Annotated in this window: 13 protein-coding genes and 1 other annotated feature; of the genes, 7 read left to right on the top strand and 6 right to left on the bottom strand. The window is 68.8% G+C overall.

Features of this window, described 5'->3' with window-relative positions; genetic code table 11:
- Positions 1-2: 2 nt before the first annotated feature.
- Both PRL19_RS09910 and coaBC read right to left on the bottom strand, forming a co-directional pair.
- Positions 3-1,058 (bottom strand): cysteine desulfurase family protein, encoded by a 1,056-nt coding sequence (locus PRL19_RS09910; RefSeq protein WP_273742830.1) that lies wholly within the window; start codon positions 1,056-1,058, stop codon positions 3-5.
- Entirely contained in the window at positions 1,055-2,239 is a 1,185-nt protein-coding gene (gene coaBC, locus PRL19_RS09905; protein ID WP_273742829.1) for a bifunctional phosphopantothenoylcysteine decarboxylase/phosphopantothenate--cysteine ligase CoaBC, read from the bottom strand. The genes PRL19_RS09910 and coaBC overlap by 4 nt, the downstream gene beginning before the upstream one ends.
- Positions 2,240-2,364: 125 nt before the next feature.
- On the opposite strand from coaBC, the gene PRL19_RS09900 reads away from it, so the two are divergent.
- Positions 2,365-3,876, top strand: a complete 1,512-nt coding sequence (locus PRL19_RS09900) for a YifB family Mg chelatase-like AAA ATPase (protein WP_273742828.1) — start codon at positions 2,365-2,367, stop codon at positions 3,874-3,876.
- On the opposite strand, the gene gshB is transcribed toward PRL19_RS09900, so the two are convergent.
- From gshB to rsmI, 3 genes are read right to left on the bottom strand one after another with little or no spacing between them, the layout of a single operon-like run.
- On the bottom strand, positions 3,873-4,823 hold the full coding sequence (gshB, locus tag PRL19_RS09895; RefSeq protein ID WP_045982231.1) for a glutathione synthase: 951 nt from the start codon (positions 4,821-4,823) through the stop codon (positions 3,873-3,875). The two genes, PRL19_RS09900 and gshB, sit on opposite strands and share 4 nt — an antisense overlap.
- A gap of 60 nt (positions 4,824-4,883) precedes the next feature.
- Complete coding sequence (locus PRL19_RS09890) at positions 4,884-5,264, bottom strand: YraN family protein (protein WP_273742827.1); 381 nt, start codon at positions 5,262-5,264, stop codon at positions 4,884-4,886.
- Entirely contained in the window at positions 5,257-6,207 is a 951-nt protein-coding gene (gene rsmI, locus PRL19_RS09885) for a 16S rRNA (cytidine(1402)-2'-O)-methyltransferase (protein WP_273742826.1), read from the bottom strand. Before rsmI ends, PRL19_RS09890 begins: the two co-directional genes overlap by 8 nt.
- 111 nt (positions 6,208-6,318) lie before the next feature.
- Between rsmI and PRL19_RS09880 the strand changes: the two genes are divergently transcribed.
- From PRL19_RS09880 to murJ, 3 genes are read left to right on the top strand one after another with little or no spacing between them, the layout of a single operon-like run.
- Positions 6,319-7,524, top strand: a complete 1,206-nt coding sequence (locus PRL19_RS09880) for a penicillin-binding protein activator (protein ID WP_127898131.1) — start codon at positions 6,319-6,321, stop codon at positions 7,522-7,524.
- Between the two features lie 22 nt (positions 7,525-7,546).
- Positions 7,547-10,300, top strand: a complete 2,754-nt coding sequence (locus PRL19_RS09875) for a [protein-PII] uridylyltransferase (RefSeq protein WP_273742825.1) — start codon at positions 7,547-7,549, stop codon at positions 10,298-10,300.
- Positions 10,297-11,826 carry a murein biosynthesis integral membrane protein MurJ gene (gene murJ, locus PRL19_RS09870; protein ID WP_127898130.1) on the top strand — a complete coding sequence of 510 codons (1,530 nt, stop codon included), beginning with the start codon at positions 10,297-10,299 and terminating at the stop codon, positions 11,824-11,826. The genes PRL19_RS09875 and murJ overlap by 4 nt, the downstream gene beginning before the upstream one ends.
- Here the strand turns inward: murJ and PRL19_RS09865 are convergent.
- Entirely contained in the window at positions 11,823-12,524 is a 702-nt protein-coding gene (locus PRL19_RS09865; protein WP_273742824.1) for a rhomboid family intramembrane serine protease, read from the bottom strand. The two genes, murJ and PRL19_RS09865, sit on opposite strands and share 4 nt — an antisense overlap.
- A gap of 74 nt (positions 12,525-12,598) precedes the next feature.
- On the opposite strand from PRL19_RS09865, the gene trpS reads away from it, so the two are divergent.
- From trpS to PRL19_RS09850, 3 genes are all read left to right on the top strand, one after another.
- Positions 12,599-13,633, top strand: a complete 1,035-nt coding sequence (gene trpS / locus PRL19_RS09860) for a tryptophan--tRNA ligase (RefSeq protein WP_273742823.1) — start codon at positions 12,599-12,601, stop codon at positions 13,631-13,633.
- A gap of 62 nt (positions 13,634-13,695) precedes the next feature.
- Positions 13,696-13,751 (top strand) — a sequence feature (sul1 is cis-regulatory element that is thought to sense ions involved in sulfur or methionine metabolism; They are found in Alphaproteobacteria).
- A 63-nt stretch (positions 13,752-13,814) separates the two neighbouring features.
- Positions 13,815-15,311, top strand: coding sequence for a SulP family inorganic anion transporter (locus tag PRL19_RS09855; RefSeq protein ID WP_127898127.1), 1,497 nt, complete (start codon positions 13,815-13,817; stop codon positions 15,309-15,311).
- A gap of 15 nt (positions 15,312-15,326) precedes the next feature.
- Entirely contained in the window at positions 15,327-16,181 is an 855-nt protein-coding gene (locus PRL19_RS09850; RefSeq protein WP_273742822.1) for a universal stress protein, read from the top strand.
- The last annotated feature ends 162 nt before the right edge of the window (positions 16,182-16,343 follow it).

Genomic DNA, 16,343 nt, shown 5'->3' with positions numbered 1-16,343 from the left:
CCTCAAATGGCCGCGGTCGGTCCATTCCTGTCGCGCCAGCGTGAATACGCCTTTTCCCAAGCATCCGCAAATCGGTTGATCTGATCGTCCCCAACAGCGGGGCTTATCGAGATCCGGATCGCCGATTGCGCAAGCTGATCATCGAACCCCATCGCCTGCAGGGCACCGCTGGCCCGGACCTTGCCCGACGAACAGGCCGAGCCGGCCGAGATCGCGAACCCTGCCAGATCCATCTGCATGACCTGGGTTTCGCCCTTCCACCCCGATGTAAGAAGGCATGTCGTGTTCGGCAAGCGCTGCGCGGCCTTTCCGACGATCACCGCGCCGGGCGCGATGTCGCAGATCCGCGCCTCCAGCGCGTCGCGCCGCTCGCGGACCGCGTCCCACAGCCCGGCGTCCAGATCACGCTGCGCGGCCGTAGCGGCGGCGGCAAAGGCCAGGATGCCGATCAGGTTCTCGGTCCCCGCACGGCGCCCCTGCTCTTGCCCGCCGCCCTTGATCAGCGGAGGCAGGTCGGTGCCTTTCTTCAGGATCAGCGCACCGATTCCCTTTGGCCCGCCCAGCTTGTGCGCGCTGACGAAGCCTGCCGTCACGCCAAGCCAGTTGAACGCCATGGGCACCTTGCCGAAGGCCTGCGTCAGGTCGCTGGAATGCAGCCCCTGCGGCAGGTCCTGCATCACGCCGGTCTCGTTGTTGGCCAGCTGCAGACTGGTTCGTGCGGGGTCGGTCACGGTGACGATGCCGTCGCGGTCAACCGCAAGGTCCGCCTCGCACCAGACCTTGACGGCGCTGTGTTCCACGGGGGCGCAGTGGAACCCGCCCTGTCCCAGGACCATCGCCGCGGCCTCGGTCGCGCCGGCGGTGAAGACCACGTCGGCCCCGTCCGCGCCCAGGGCCACGGCCACCTGCTCACGGGCGCGTTCCAGCGCCATCTTGGCGGCCCGCCCCTCGGTATGGACCGATGACGGGTTGCCAGAGATTTCCAGCGCCTCGGTGATGGCGGCCTTGACCTCGGGGCGCAGCGGCGTGGTGGCGTTCCAGTCCAGATAGGTTCTCATGCCAAGGCCTCCGCGATCCGCGCGGCCAACCGGGCCGCCACGGCATGCTTGTCCATCCGCGGCCAGTCCTCGGCCCCGGTTTCGGTGATCAGCGTGACGGTGTTGTGGCTGCCGCCCATGATGCCCGTGGCGGGGCTGACATCGTTCGCCACGATCCAGTCGCAGCCCTTGCGCAGCCGCTTCGCGGTCGCATGGGCAGTCACGTCCTGCGTTTCCGCCGCAAACCCCACGACCAGGCGCGGGCGGCGCGCATCGCGGCTGATCCAAGCCAGGATGTCCGGGTTCTCGGCCATCTGCAGCGTCGGCATGTCGCCGGTCTTCTTGATCTTCTGGTCGCTGCCGTTCAGCACGCGCCAATCGGCCACCGCCGCCGCCATCACCGCCGCATCGGCGGGCAGCGCAGCCGCGACCGCATCCCGCATCTGCTGCGCGGTTTCCACCGCGATCACGTCGACGCCCTGCGGCGCCGGCACGGATGCGGGGCCGGTCACGAAGCTGACCCGCGCGCCCAGATCGCGCAGCGCCGCGGCGATCGCCGCCCCCTGCGCCCCGCTGGAGCGGTTGGCGATATAGCGCACCGGGTCGATCGGCTCATGCGTGGGGCCGGACGTCACGATCACATGCCGCCCCGTCAGCGGCCCATCGGTCAGGGCCGCACGGATCGCGGCCACGATCGCCTCGGGTTCGGCCATGCGGCCCGCGCCGTATTCGCCGCAGGCCATGTCGCCGTCGTCCGGGCCGACGAACAGCACGCCGTCGCCCCGCAGCGTGGCCAGGTTGCGCTGTGTCGCGGGGTGGTGCCACATCCGCACGTTCATCGCCGGCGCGATCAGGACGCACTTGTCCGTCGCCAGCAGCAGGGTGGATGCCAGATCATTCGCCGATCCCTGGGCCATCTTGGCCATCAGGTCAGCGGTGGCCGGGGCCACGACGACCAGATCGGCCTGCCGCGACAGCTGGATATGGCCGATCTCGGCCTCGGCACCCTGATCCCACAGCGTGTCGTGCACCGGCTCTCCGGCCAGCACGGACAGGGTCATGGGCGTGGTGAACTGCGCGCCCGCAGCTGTCAGCACCGGCGTCACCGACGCGCCTGCCGCGCGCAGCAGCCGGATCAGCGCCGGCGCCTTGAAGGCCGCGATCCCGCCGCCCACGATCAGCAATATCCGCCTGCCCTGCATGCGCCACCCCCATCGGTCCTGCGCCCCAGATAGCGACGCGGCGCCGCTGCCGCAAGGAAAGCGCGCCCGTTAACGCTTCCTTAAGCCTGCTGCCGTTAACCATTCCGGGACAACCGAGGGGTAACATGGTCGCCATCGCCTATTCCGTGGCCTTCGAAGGCATCGAGGCCCGCCTGGTCGAGGTGCAATGCGCCGTGGCGGCAGGCCTGCCCGGCTTCTCCATCGTGGGTCTGCCCGACAAGGCCGTCAGCGAGGCCAAGGAACGCGTCCGTGCGGCCTTTGGCGCGCTGGCCATCGCCCTGCCGAACAAGCGGCTGACCGTGAACCTGTCGCCTGCCGATCTGCCCAAGGAGGGGTCGCATTTCGACCTGCCAATCGCGCTGGCCGTGCTGGCCGCGCTGGACATCGTGCCCCGGGAGGAACTGGCCCGCTGCGTGGCCCTGGGCGAGTTGGCGCTGGACGGGCGGCTGGTCGCGGTCGCGGGCGCACTGCCCGCCGCCGTCGCGGCGGCGGATGACGACCGCGCGCTGATCTGTCCGCGCGCCTGCGGCGCCGAGGCCGCGTGGATCGAACAGGTTCCCGTCCTGGCCGCCGACACGCTGCGCGCCGTGGTCGATCACCTGACCGACCGCGCGCCCATCGCGCCGGCCCGCCCCGGCCAAGTCGTCGACGGTCCCCAGCCCCCGTGCCTGTCCGATGTCCGCGGCCAGGAACGCGCCAAACGCGCGCTGGAGATCGCCGCCGCGGGGCGTCATCACCTGCTGATGGTCGGTCCCCCCGGCGCGGGCAAATCCATGCTGTCGGCACGCCTGCCCGGCCTGATGCCGCCCCTGACCGCACGCGAGGCGCTGGAGACCTCGATGGTGCATTCGGTGGCGGGGCTGCTGAAGAACGGCCAGATCTCGCGCCGTGCGCCCTTTCAAAGCCCGCACCACACCGCGTCATCCCCGGCCATCGTCGGCGGCGGTCCCAAGGCCAAGCCGGGAGAGATCAGCTTGGCCCATAACGGCGTGCTGTTCCTGGACGAGCTGCCGGAATTCGACCGCAAGGTGCTGGAAAGCCTGCGCCAGCCGGTCGAGACAGGCGAGGTCTTCGTCAGCCGCGCCAACGCGCATATCCGCTATCCCAGCCGGTTCCTCCTGATCGCGGCGGCCAACCCGTGCCGCTGCGGCTATCTGGCCGATCCGGGCCGGGCCTGTTCGCGCGCGCCGGTCTGCGGCGACAGCTATCTGGGCAAGATCTCCGGGCCGCTGATGGACCGGTTCGATCTGCGGCTGGAGGTGCCGGGCGTCAGCCTGACCGACCTGGACCTGCCGGCGGGCGACACGTCCGCGACGGTGGCGGCCCGCGTCGCGGCGGCCCGCGCGATCCAGGCAAAGCGGTTCCGCAACCATCCCGGCGTGACGGTGAACGCCGATGCGCCGCCACCGCTGCTGGACGCGATCGCCGCGCCCGATGCGGACGGGCGCGCGCTGATCCTGAAGGCGTCGGAAAGGCTGGGCCTGACGGCCCGCGGTTATCACCGCATCTTGCGCAGCGCGCGCACCATCGCCGATCTGGACGGGTCGGACCATGTCCTGACCCGCCACTTGGCCGAGGCGATCAGCTATCGCCTGCCCTTCGTCGCGGGGGGTTAGCCCTTGGCGGCCACGCGCCGCTCGATCGCCTCCCAGATGGCCTCGGCGGCGTTGATGCCGTCGAACCGCTCCAGCTCCTGGATGCCGGTGGGAGAGGTCACGTTGATCTCGGTCAGCCAGCCGTCGATGACGTCGATGCCGGTGAAGATCAGGCCCTTCTCGCGCAGCACGGGGGCGATGCGGGTGCATATCTCGAATTCGCGCTCGGTCAGGCCGATCTTCTCGGCGCGCCCACCGACATGCATGTTCGACCGGGCCTCGCCCTCCTGCGGGACGCGGTTGATGGCGCCCACGGGTTCGCCGTCGACCAGGATGATGCGCTTGTCGCCCTTGACCACGGCGGGCAGGTATTTCTGTGCGATCATGGGTTCGCGGTTGATGCCCGCGAAGGTCTCCAGCAGGGCCGACAGGTTCGGGTCGCCGGGCTTCAGGTGGAACACCCCCGCCCCGCCATTGCCGTAAAGCGGCTTGACGATGATCTCTCCGTGGCGCGCCCGGAACGCCTTGAAGGCAGCGGGGTCGCGGGCGATCATGGTGGGCGGCGTCAGGTCGGGAAAATCCAGCACCATCAGCTTTTCGGGGCAGTTCCGGACCCAGAACGGGTCGTTGACCACCAGCGTCTGGGGATGCACCCGGTCCAGCAGATGGGTCGAGGTCACGTAACCCATGTCGAAGGGCGGGTCCTGGCGCAGCCAGATCACGTCGAAATCGCCGGCCTCGACCTCGGTCCAGTCGCCGAAGGTGACGTGGTCGCCCTCGGTCCGGCGCAGGGTGACGGGGCGGCCGCGCACGACGATGCGCCCCTCGTCATAGCGCAGCTGATCGACGGTGTACTGGAACAGCCGGTGGCCGCGGGCCTCGGCCTCCAGGCCGATGCGGAACGTGCTGTCGGCGTGGATCGAGACATCCTCGATCGGGTCCATCTGCAAGGCGACATACAGGCTCATGGGGCCCTCCTGAATTTCGGACAAGTTGTGGCCCGCCGCCGGGACGGATGCAAGCCTGCCTCAGACCTCGCCGAAGGCATTGGGGATCAGCTCCACCCGACCGGTGGCATCCACCAACGACACGTCGAAACGCATGGAAACCTCGCCCAGGCCCTGTCGGTCGCAATATTCCAGCGCGGCTTGGGTGATCCGGCGCATCTGCGCGGGCAGCAGGTGCAGGGCGGCGTCGGCATGGCTGCGCGACGCCTTGACCTCGACGAAGACCAGGTCGGGACCGTCCTGCACGATCAGGTCGATCTCGGCCCCCTGCCCGCGCCAGCGCGTGGCCAGAACCTGCGCGCCGCGCTGATGATAGAGGCGCAGGACGCTCTCCTCGGCCAGGCGGCCGGACAGGTCGGCGGTGCGGCCCCGGCCCGCGCGCCTGCCGCCCGGCTTAGTCACGATCCGCCAGCCCAAGCGCCAGCTGATAGACGTCGCGGCGCGGCAGGCCCAGCTCCTGCGCGGCCTCGCGGGCGGCGTCCTTGACGGACATGGTGCGCATATGCGCAGTCAGGACGGCGCGCACGTGGTCCTCGTCCATCTCCACGGCGGAGGGGCGGTCAAGGACCATCACCACCTCGCCCTTCAGCGTGGCCATGCGCGGATCGGCGGACAAGTCGGCAGCGGTGCCGCGGATGACTTCCTCGAACTTCTTGGTCAGCTCGCGCGCGACGACGGTGATGCGGGTGGGGTCGATCAAGGCCAGATCCTCCAGCGTGCGGGACACGCGGCGCGGGCTCTCGAACAGGATCAGCGTCGAATCGACCGCCATCCAGCGGCGCAGCCAGGTCTGGCGCGCGGACTGGGTCGGCGGCGGAAAGCCCAGGAACAGGAACCGGTCGCTTGGCAGCCCCGCCAGCGTCAGCGCCGCCAGCGCCGAGGACGGCCCCGGCAGCGCATGGACCCGCGCCCCGGCCTCTGCCGCGTCCAGCGCCAGCCGATAGCCGGGATCGGCCACCAGCGGCGTGCCCGCATCGGAACAGTACGCCACGCTGGCCCCGTCCGACAGCGCCGCCAGCAGCGCGGGACGCGCCCGGTCGCCGTTGTGGTCGTGATAGGACAGGATGCGCCGCCCGCGCAGCGGCACGCCGTGGATGTCCAGAAGATGGCGCAGCACGCGCGTGTCCTCGGCCGCCAGCATGTCAGCGCTGTTCAGCACGTCCAGCGCGCGCAGCGTGATGTCGCGGGCCGCCCCGATGGGGGTCGCGACCAGGTACAGGCCGGGGTCCAGGCGCGCGGCCTCGACATGCGCGGCCAGGCGGCGGGCGGGGTCCTGCCCAGAGTTCGGCATAGGGTTCGGCCTGGGGTTCGGCCCATGGTTCGGGGGGTCGCGGCGGTCGGTCATCCTGCCTCCGGTTCCGGCCCGCACGGGGCCGGCGCTGATTGCCAATCGCAAAGACAGGACATAGGCTGCCGCCATCCGCGCGCGTCATAACATAAAGCAGGGAAGTTTCACATGTCAGCCTTCGCCACAACCCGGCCTGCGGGTCTGCGCCATGTCCTTTTGAAAGCGGCGACGGTGGTATCGGCCCTGTTTCTGGCCGCGTGCGAGCCGACCGGCGGAACCACGCAGGCCAGCGGCCCCGAGACGGGCCCCCTGATCGACCCGTCCGAACCGGTGCGCGTGGCGCTGCTGGCGCCGGGCGGGACCGGGTCGGACGACCTGGAGTGGCTGGCCCGCAGCCTGAAGAATGCGGCCCGCATGGCCGCGGCCGACGCCCAGGGCGCGACCATCGACCTGCGCGTCTATGACAGCGGCGCATCGACCGAAAGCGCGGTGGCGCAGGCCAATGCCGCCGCCGACGCGGGCGCGCAGATCGTGCTGGGCCCGCTGTTCGCCGAAGGCGCCAACGCGGTGGGCAACGCCATGAAGGCGCGCAACATCAACGTGCTGACATTTTCCAACAACACCCAGGTCGCAGGCGGCAACGTCTTCATCCTGGGCAACAGCTTCGAGAACGTGGCCGACCGCCTGGTCGGGTACGGCATGACGCAGAACAAGCGCAACGTGCTGGTCGTGGCCGAGAACGACGTGGCGGGCCAGCTGGGCGGCCGCGCGATCGAGGCCGCGATCGCCCGCAACGGCGCCCGCATGGCGGGTCGGGTCGACCACCCGGTCTCGATCACCGGGGTCGACGGCGTGGTGCCCCGCATCACCCAGGCCGCGACGTCGGGGTCGATCGACGCGGTCTTCATGACCGCCAACAACCAGGCCGTCCTGCCCTATCTGACCGAACAGCTGGCGGCGGCGGGCGTGCGGTCGCCCGGCACGCAGATGATCGGCCTGACCCGGTGGGACCAACCCTCGTCGCGCCTCGGCATGCCGCAGCTGGCCGAGGGGTGGTTCGCGATCCCCGACCAGACCCTGCAGCGCCAGTTCGAGGCCCGCTATGCCGGTGCCTATGGCGAGGCGCCCCATCAGCTGGCCTCGCTGGCCTATGACGGGGTCGCGGCGATCTCCTCGCTGGTGCGCAATGGACAGCGCAACGCGCTGACCACCACGGGCCTGACGCAGCGCGCGGGCTTCAACGGCGTGGGCGGCGTCTTCCGCCTGCAGCGCGATGGCACCGTCCAGCGTGGCCTGGCGGTCGCCACCATCCGCGGTGGCCAGCTGGTCGTGCTGGACCCCGCACCGCGCAATTCGCGCGGGCTGGGGTCGTGACCGGGGCCGGACGCACCGACCGATGACCATCGTCGCGGCCCGACCCGACCTGGACACCAACCAGCTGCTGGCCCGCCTGGACCGGCAGCTGGCGGGAACCACCGACCCCCGCCAGATCCGCGCGCAGACCGTGGCGATGCTGGCCCTGACGCGATCCGTGACGATGGAGGCGATCGAGGCCGCCTTTGCCACCCATCCCCGCGCCGCGCGCGAGACGGTGCGTGCCATCGCCATGATGACGGATGCGCTGGTCACCGCGGTCCACCACGTGGCGACGACACGCCTGCACCCCCAGCAGTCCTCGTCCGAGACGCAGCGCCTGGCCGTGCTGGCCGTCGGCGGCTATGGCCGGGCCGAGATGGCGCCGTCCTCCGACGTGGACCTGCTGTTCCTGACCCCGTGGAAGATCACCCCCTGGGCGGAAAGCGTCGTCGAATCGATGCTGTACATGCTGTGGGATTTGAAGCTGAAGATCGGCCATTCGATCCGCAGCGTGGACGACTGCCTGCGCCTTGGTGCGGCGGACATGACGATCCGCACCTCGCTGGTGGAACACCGCCTGGTCACGGGCCACGCCCCCCTGGCCGAGGAGCTGCGCACCCGCCTGTGGGCGGAACTGTTCGAGCGGACCATCCCCGAATTCATCGAGGCCAAGCTGGAGGAACGCGCCGCGCGCCACACCCGGCAGGGCGGCCAGCGCTATGTCCTGGAACCCAACGTCAAGGAGGGCAAGGGCGGCCTGCGCGACCTGCAGACGCTGTACTGGATCGCGAAATACATCCACCGCGTCGACCGGGCGGTCGAGCTGGTCGATCTGGGCGTCTTCACCCGCGACGAGCATCTGGCCTTCTGGCAGGCCGAGGATTTCCTGTGGGCGGTGCGCAGCCACCTGCATCTGATCGCGGGGCGGCCGTCGGACGTGCTGTCCTTTGATATGCAGGTCGAGGTGGCGCGGCGCATGGGCTATGTCGACACCACCGCCCGGCGCGCGGTCGAGTACTTCATGCAGGACTATTTCCGCCACGCCACCCGTGTCGGAGAGTTGACCCGCGTCTTCCTGACGGAACTGGAGACCCGCCATGTCCGCGCAGCACCCTTCCTGGGCCGCATCTTTCGTCGGCGGCGCAAGATGCGCGCGGGTTTCGTCGATCAGCAGGGTCGCCTGTCCTATGAAACCGAGGCGACTTTCCTGGCCGACCCGCTGAACATCCTGCGCCTGTTCGAGGAGGCCCTGCGCACCGGCGTGCTGATCCACCCCGAGGCGCTGCGCCTGGTGGCCGCGAACCTGGACCGCATCGACGACAAGGTGCAGTCCGACCCCGAGGCGATCCGCATCTTCATGGACCTGCTGTTGCGGCATGGAAACCCCGAACGCGCGCTGCGGCGCATGAACGAACTGGGCGTGCTGGCCGCCTTCATCCCGGAATTCGAACCCGTCGTGGCGATGATGCAGTTCAACCTGTATCACCACTACACCGTGGACGAACACTCCATCCAATGCGTCGCCGCCCTGGCCGAGATCGAGCGCGGCGAACACCCCGAGGACCTGCCACTGTCGTCGGAGATCATCCAGGCCGGTGTGAACCGTCGCGTGCTGTACCTGGCGACCCTGCTGCACGACATCGGCAAGGGCCGCCCCGAGGATCATTCGATCCTGGGGGCGCGTATCGCGCGGCGGATCGCGGCGCGCTTCGGCTTTGCCCAGGACGACATCGACACGGTCGAATGGCTGGTGCGCCATCACCTGCTGATGTCGGACGTGGCGCAGAAACGCGACATCAGCGACCCGCGCACGCTGCGCGACTTTGCCAAGGCGGTGAAGACGCGCAAGCGGCTGGACATGCTTCTGGTGCTGACCGTCTGCGACATCCGCGGCGTGGGCCCGGGCACCTGGAACAACTGGAAGGCCGCGCTGCTGCGCCAGCTGCACCAGGAGACCGCGGCCGCGCTGGAGAACGGGCTGGAGGAGCTGAACCGCGACCGTCGCCAGACCGAGGCGAAACGTTCGCTGCGCCACCTGCTGATTGCCAAGGGCTGGGACGCCCGCACCATCCGCGCCGAACTGGGGCGCCATTACGACGCCTATTGGTCGGGCCTGCAGACCCAGACGCAGGCCGTCTTCGCCGACCTTTTGTCAGGCCTGGGCCCGGACGAGATCCGCATCGACCTGCGCGCCGATCCCGACCGGGATGCGACCCGCGCGGCCTTCGTGCTGTCGGACCATCCGGGCATCTTCTCGCGGCTGGCCGGGGCGCTGACGCTGACCGGGGCGAACGTGGTCGACGCGCGCACCTATACCACGCGGGACGGCTATGCGACGGCGGTCTTCTGGGTCCAGGACGCGGAGGGCCACCCCTTTGCCGAGGATCGCCTGCCCCGCCTGCGCCAGACCATCCTGCGCACCCTGGCCGGAGAGATCGTCGCCCGCGAGGCCTTTGCCAGCCGGGACAAGCCGAAAAAGCGCAACCGAGAGTTCAAGTTCCCGACCCACATCACCTTCGACAACGAAGGCAGCGACATCTATACCATCATCGAGGTCGACACCCGCGACCGCCCCGGCCTGCTGTACGACCTGACGCGGACGCTGGCCGCGAACCACATCCAGATTGTCAGCGCCGTCATTGCGACCTATGGGGCGCAGGTGGTCGACAGCTTCTACGTCAAGGACATGTTCGGCCTGAAGCTGCACAGCCCCGCGAAACGTGACGGGCTGGAAAAGAAACTGCGCACGGCGATCGCCGACGGCGTGAAACGGGCCGAGGCTGAACAGGCATGAAATCCGGATTGGTGCGGGGGTTCCTCTCCGTTGGGCTATGGACGCTGATCTCGCGCGCGTCGGGTTTCGTGCGCGACATCCTGATGGCCGCCTGGCTGGGCACCGGCGCCGTGGCCGAGGCGTTCCTGATCGCGCTGTCCCTGCCCAACATGTTCCGCCGCTTCTTCGCCGAGGGCGCGTTCAACACCGCCTTCATCCCGATGTTCTCGAAGAAGCTGGACGACCCGGCCGACGCGCAGCGTTTCGCGCGCGAGGCGTTCTCGGGGCTGTTCATGACGGTGCTGGCGCTGTCGGCGGTGGCGATGATCTTCATGCCGGGGCTGGTCTGGCTGATGGCGTCGGGGTTCGCGGGCGACGAACGGTTCGACCTGGCGGTCGAATACGGGCGGATCACGTTCCCCTATATCCTGCTGATCTCGATGGCCTCGATGATCTCGGGCGTCTTGAACGCGAACGGCCGCTTTACGGCGGCGGCGGCGGCGCCGGTGCTGCTGAACCTGCTGTTCATCGTGGCGATGGGACTGGGGCGCTGGCAGGGATGGGACCTGGGCCTGACCCTGGCCTGGGCCACGCCCGTCACCGGCGTCGCGCAGCTGGCGCTGGTCTGGTGGGACGCGCGGCGGACCGGATACACGTTCTGGCCGCACCGCCCGCGCCTGACGCCCGACATGCGCCGCCTGATCGCGGTGGCCCTGCCCGCGGCATTCGCGGGCGGCGTCGTGCAGATCAACCTGCTGGTGGGCCGCCAGGTCGGATCCCGGTTCGAGGGCGCGATAGCCTGGCTGTCCTATTCCGACCGGCTGTATCAGCTGCCTCTGGGCGTGGTGGGCGCGGCGGTCGCGGTCGTCCTGCTGCCCGAACTGGCCCGCCGCATCCGGGCCGAGGACCACGCGGGCGGCCAGTCGGCCTATTCCCGCGCCACGGAATTCGGGCTGTTCCTGACGCTGCCCTCGGCCTTCGCGATCGCGGTGATCGCGGAACCGATGGTCAGCACGCTGTTCGAACGCGGCGCCTTCACCGCATTCGACACGCAGCAGACGGCGGCGGCGCTGATCGTCTATGCCTTTGGCCTGCCGGCCTTCGTGCTGCAGAAGATCCTGCAGCCGCTGTATTTCGCGCGCGAGGATACCAGGACCCCGTTCCGCTTTGCCCTGATCTCGATGGTGGTGAACGCCGTCGCGGCCTTTGGCCTGATGCCGATCTTCGGCTTCCTGGCGGCGGCGCTTGGCACGACCATCGCGGCCTGGATCATGGTGGCGCAGCTGTGGTGGGGCACCCGGTCGATGGGTCAGGCGGCGCGCGCCGATGCGCGCCTGCGCCGGTCGTTCCCGCGCATCCTGCTGGCATCGGCGCTGATGGCCGCCGTCCTGTGGGCAACCCGCGGCTGGCTGGAGGCCGCGGGCCTGGGTCGCGGCGCGGGGCTGGCGATCCTGGTCTTTGGCGGCGCCGCGCTTTATTTCGCGCTGGCCTTTGTCATCGTCGGCTATCGCCCGTCGGAACTGCGCGCCGCCGTCCGGCGCGGTTAACGCTGGCGCAGCTGCGCCAGCGCGCGGGCCATGCCCCCGTCGACCAGCACGAAGGACAGCGCGAACCCGAACCCAAAGCCCGCGATCTCGGCGATCCAGCCCAGGCCCGCGCCGCCGAAGATCAGGCCGAAGACCAGCTGGAACAGCAACAGCATGCCGATCAGCGTGAAGGCCCGCATCCGGTTCGCGTTCTCGGCCGCCAGCCGCGTCCAGATCAGGAAGGTGAACGCCCCCACTAGCCCATAGACCGCCGGATAGCCGCCGATCAGTGGTGCGGACCGCGCGCCCACCGCCTGGATGATCGCGGCATAGACCAGCGCACCGCCGATGGCCGACCCGAAATACAGCGCCAGCACCGCCCAGGGGCGGAAGTTCTGCGCGACCATGTTCCCCAAAGCCAGCGTGAACACCACGACGAACAGCGCATGCATGGCGTTGACATGGATGAACACGAAGCTGAGGAACCGGTACATCTGTTCCACATCGAACGCCCCCAACGTCCAGGCCCGCTGTGCCAGTTCGGGCGGAAACGCCGCCATGCGGATCGCGGACAGGCGCAGGCCCACGCCCTCGGCCCCGCCGATCAGGCCCGCGCCGCCCAGGGCAAAGACCGCCTCGGAGGCGATGACGGGCACGGTCAGCAGCCAGATCACGGGCGGCAGCGGGTTCAGCGGCGATTCAGGCAGGCTTGATCGCATGGGGTTTCCTTGGGTTGCGAAGGCACCGGTCAACCGCTAAGCCAGCGGGCAGGAAATTCCAAGGCAGGCCGCTCATGTCCGACCCGATCAACGCCCAGTTCCGCCCACGCATCTTTTCCGGCATCCAGCCGTCGGGCGGGCTGACGCTTGGTAACTACCTTGGCGCGCTCAAGCGGTTCGCGGCCCTGCAGGGCCCGGACGCGCAGACGATCTACTGCATCGTCGACCTGCACGCGATCACCGTCTGGCAGGACCCCCAGATCCTGTTGTCGCGCACGCGCGAGGCGGCGGCGGCCTTCATGGCGTCGGGCGTGGACCCCGCGCAATCGATCCTGTTCAACCAGTCCCAGGTCAGCGCCCATGCCGAGATGGCGTGGCTGTTCAACACGGTCGCGCGCGTCGGCTGGATGTACCGGATGACGCAGTTCAAGGACAAGGCCGGCAAGAACGCCGAGAACGTCAGCCTGGGCCTTCTGGCCTATCCGGCGCTGATGGCGGCCGACATCCTGACCTATCAGGCGACCGCCGTGCCCGTCGGAGAGGATCAGAAGCAGCACCTGGAACTGACCCGCGACATCGCGGCCAAGTTCAACCACGATTACGGCGTCACCCATTTCCCGATCACCGAACCGCTGATCGAAGGCGTGGCCACCAAGGTCATGTCCCTGCGCGACGGGTCAAAGAAGATGTCGAAATCCGATCCGTCGGATGCCAGCCGCATCAACCTGACCGACGACGCCGACACCATCGCCCAGAAGATCCGCAAGGCGCGCACCGATGCCGACCCCCTGCCCGGCCAGATGGACGGTCTGAAGGATCGCCCCGAGGCGCGCAACCTGATCAACATCTATGCCGCCTTGACGGACGAGACCCCCGACCAGGTCCTGGCCCGGTTCGAGGGCCAGGGCTTCGGCGCGTTCAAGCCCGCCCTGGCCGAGGTCGCGGTCGAGGCGCTGTCGCCCATCACCCGGCGCATGTCCGAATACATGGCCGACCCCGCCCAGATCGACGCGATCCTGGCCGACGGTTCCGACCGCGCGGCGGCCGTCGCCATGCCGATCCTGGAGCGGACCAAGGATATCATGGGCCTGCTGCGCACCCGCAGCTGAGGCCCCCCGGCCGCAAGGGGGTTGCGCCAGCGGCCTCTTTGCGGCTATCAGCCCGACACGTGCATGGACCCGGTGAGATTCCGGGTGGCTCTTCCGGCCGCCGATCCGCCGGACAATTCGAACCTTGACACTTGACTGTCGGACCGCAGGCCACGACGGCCCGGTCAGGAACGGATGACACATGTTTTCACTGACGACCTACAAGAACGAATGGCTGGGCAACATCAGGCCCGACCTGCTTTCGGGCCTTGTCGTGGCCCTGGCGCTGATCCCCGAGGCCATCGCCTTTTCCATCATCGCGGGCGTGGACCCCAAGGTGGGGCTGTATGCCAGCTTCTCGATCGCGGTCATCACCGCGATCACCGGCGGGCGTCCCGGCATGATCTCGGCCGCGACGGCGGCGACGGCGGTGCTGATGATCACGCTGGTGCGCGATCACGGGCTTGAATACCTGCTGGCGGCCACCGTGCTGGCCGGCCTAATACAGATCGGCTGCGGCCTGGCCGGTCTGGGACGCTTCATGCGCTTTGTCTCGAAATCGGTGATGACCGGGTTCGTGAACGCGCTGGCGATCCTGATCTTCATGGCGCAGCTGCCCGAACTGGACCTGTCCGCACCCGGCGTGACCTGGTTCACCTACGTGCTGGTCGCGGCGTCGCTGGCGATCATCTACCTGTTCCCGCGCATCACCAAGGCGATCCCGTCGCCCCTGGTCACCATCGTCGTGCTGACCGGACTTGCGATGACCTTCGGATGGGACGTGCGTACGGTGGGCGACATGGGCGCGCTGCCCGACACGCTGCCGATGTTCCTGATCCCCGACATCCCGCTGACGCTGGAGACGCTGCAGATCATCCTGCCCTATTCCATCGCGGTCGCCATCGTGGGCCTGCTGGAAAGCCTGATGACCCAGAACCTGGTGGACGAGCTGACCGACACGCGCAGCAACCGCAACCAGGAATGCATCGGCCAGGGCCTGGCCAACACCGCGACCGGCTTCATCGGCGGGATGGCGGGCTGCGCCATGATCGGCCAGTCAATGATCAACGTCAAATCCGGCGGGCGTGGGCGGCTGTCGTCCTTTACCGCCGGGGTGGCGCTGCTGATCCTGGTCGTGGGACTGGGCGATCTGGTCAGCCGCATCCCCATGCCCGCGCTGGTCGCGATCATGATCATGGTGTCCATCGGCACGTTCAGCTGGTCGTCGCTGGCCAATCTGCGCACCCATCCGCGCTCGTCGTCGGTGGTGATGCTGGCGACCGTCGCCACGGTCGTCTGGACCCACAACTTGGCCATCGGGGTGCTGGTGGGCGTGCTGCTGTCGGGGATCTTCTTCGCCGCCAAGATCGCGCAGCTGTTCCGCGTGACCTCGACCCTGTCGGCGGACGGCCGCAGCCGGACCTATGTCGTCGAGGGGCAGATGTTCTATGCCTCGGTCGAGGATTTCATGGCCGCGTTCGACTTTGCAGAACCGCTGGATCATGTCACCATCGACGTCAGAGGGGCGCATATCTGGGACATCAGCTCGGTGCAGGCGCTGGACATGGCGATCCTGAAGTTCCGGCGCGACGGCGCGCAGGTGCAGCTGATCGGCATGAACGCCGCCTCGGAGACGCTGGTCGACCGGCTTGCCATCCATGACAAGCCCGGCGCCCTGGACAAGCTGACGGCGCATTAGAGGGGGAGACGGCACATGAACGACAAGATCATCGCCCTGGTGGACGGCTCGGTCTACGCGGCCTCGGTGTGCGAACATGCGGGCTGGCTTGCGGCGCGCAGCGGCATGCCGGTCGAACTGCTGCACGTCCTGGGCCGCAGGTCCCCCGCCCCGTCGCAGGACCTGTCCGGCACGATCCGCCTTGGCGCGCGCAGCGCCCTGCTGGACGAGCTGGCAAGCCTTGACGAACAGCGCGCGCGCCTGGCGAACGCCCAGGGCCGTGCCCTGCTGGAGGATGCGCGCAACCTGACCCTGGGCGCCGGCGCCGCGCGGGTCGAGACTCGCCTGGAGCAGGGCGACCTGATCGCCCATGCGACCGGCAAGGCCGCAGGCCCCGCCCTGATCGTGATCGGCAAGCGCGGAGAGGCCGCCGATTTCGCGGCCGACCATCCCGGATCGAACCTGGAACGCGTGGTCCGCGCGGCCAAGGTGCCGGTCCTGGTCGCCGCCCGCGCCTTCCGCCCCATCGCCAGCGTGATGCTGGCCTTTGACGGCGGGGCCTCGGCGATGAAGGCGGTCGATCACGTGGCCTCCAGCCCGGTCTTCGACGGGCTTCGGATCGAGGTGGCGATGGCCGCCCCGGCCAACCGCGAGGCGCAGGTCCAGCTGGAGGAGGCGATCCTGCGCCTGCGCGCCGCCGGCCGCGATGCCCACGCCGAACTGCTGGACGGCAGCGCCGACAGCGCGCTGATCGCACGGATCGAACAGCAGGATCACGACCTGCTGGTCATGGGGGCCTATGGGCACAGCCGCATCCGCCGGTTGATCATCGGATCGGTCACCACGCGCATGCTGATCGATTCCCGCAGATCCGTGCTGCTGTTCCGCTGACCCGTAAATAAACAGTTAACAGCGCACAAATTTACAGCCTCCAGTTGCAGATCCGACGCGGACGCCGGCCTCCGGCCTCCGCGTCGGATCAACCCTGACCGGCCCTGCACAACGTGCAATGTGAACCGTAAAGTTCATAGGTTAATCAACCAATTGCATGTT

This window comes from Paracoccus marcusii (assembly GCF_028621715.1).
GTDB classification, from domain to species: domain Bacteria; phylum Pseudomonadota; class Alphaproteobacteria; order Rhodobacterales; family Rhodobacteraceae; genus Paracoccus; species Paracoccus marcusii.
Note: the sequence above shows the minus strand (reverse complement) of the source record. Positions and strands in the feature narration are given on the sequence as shown.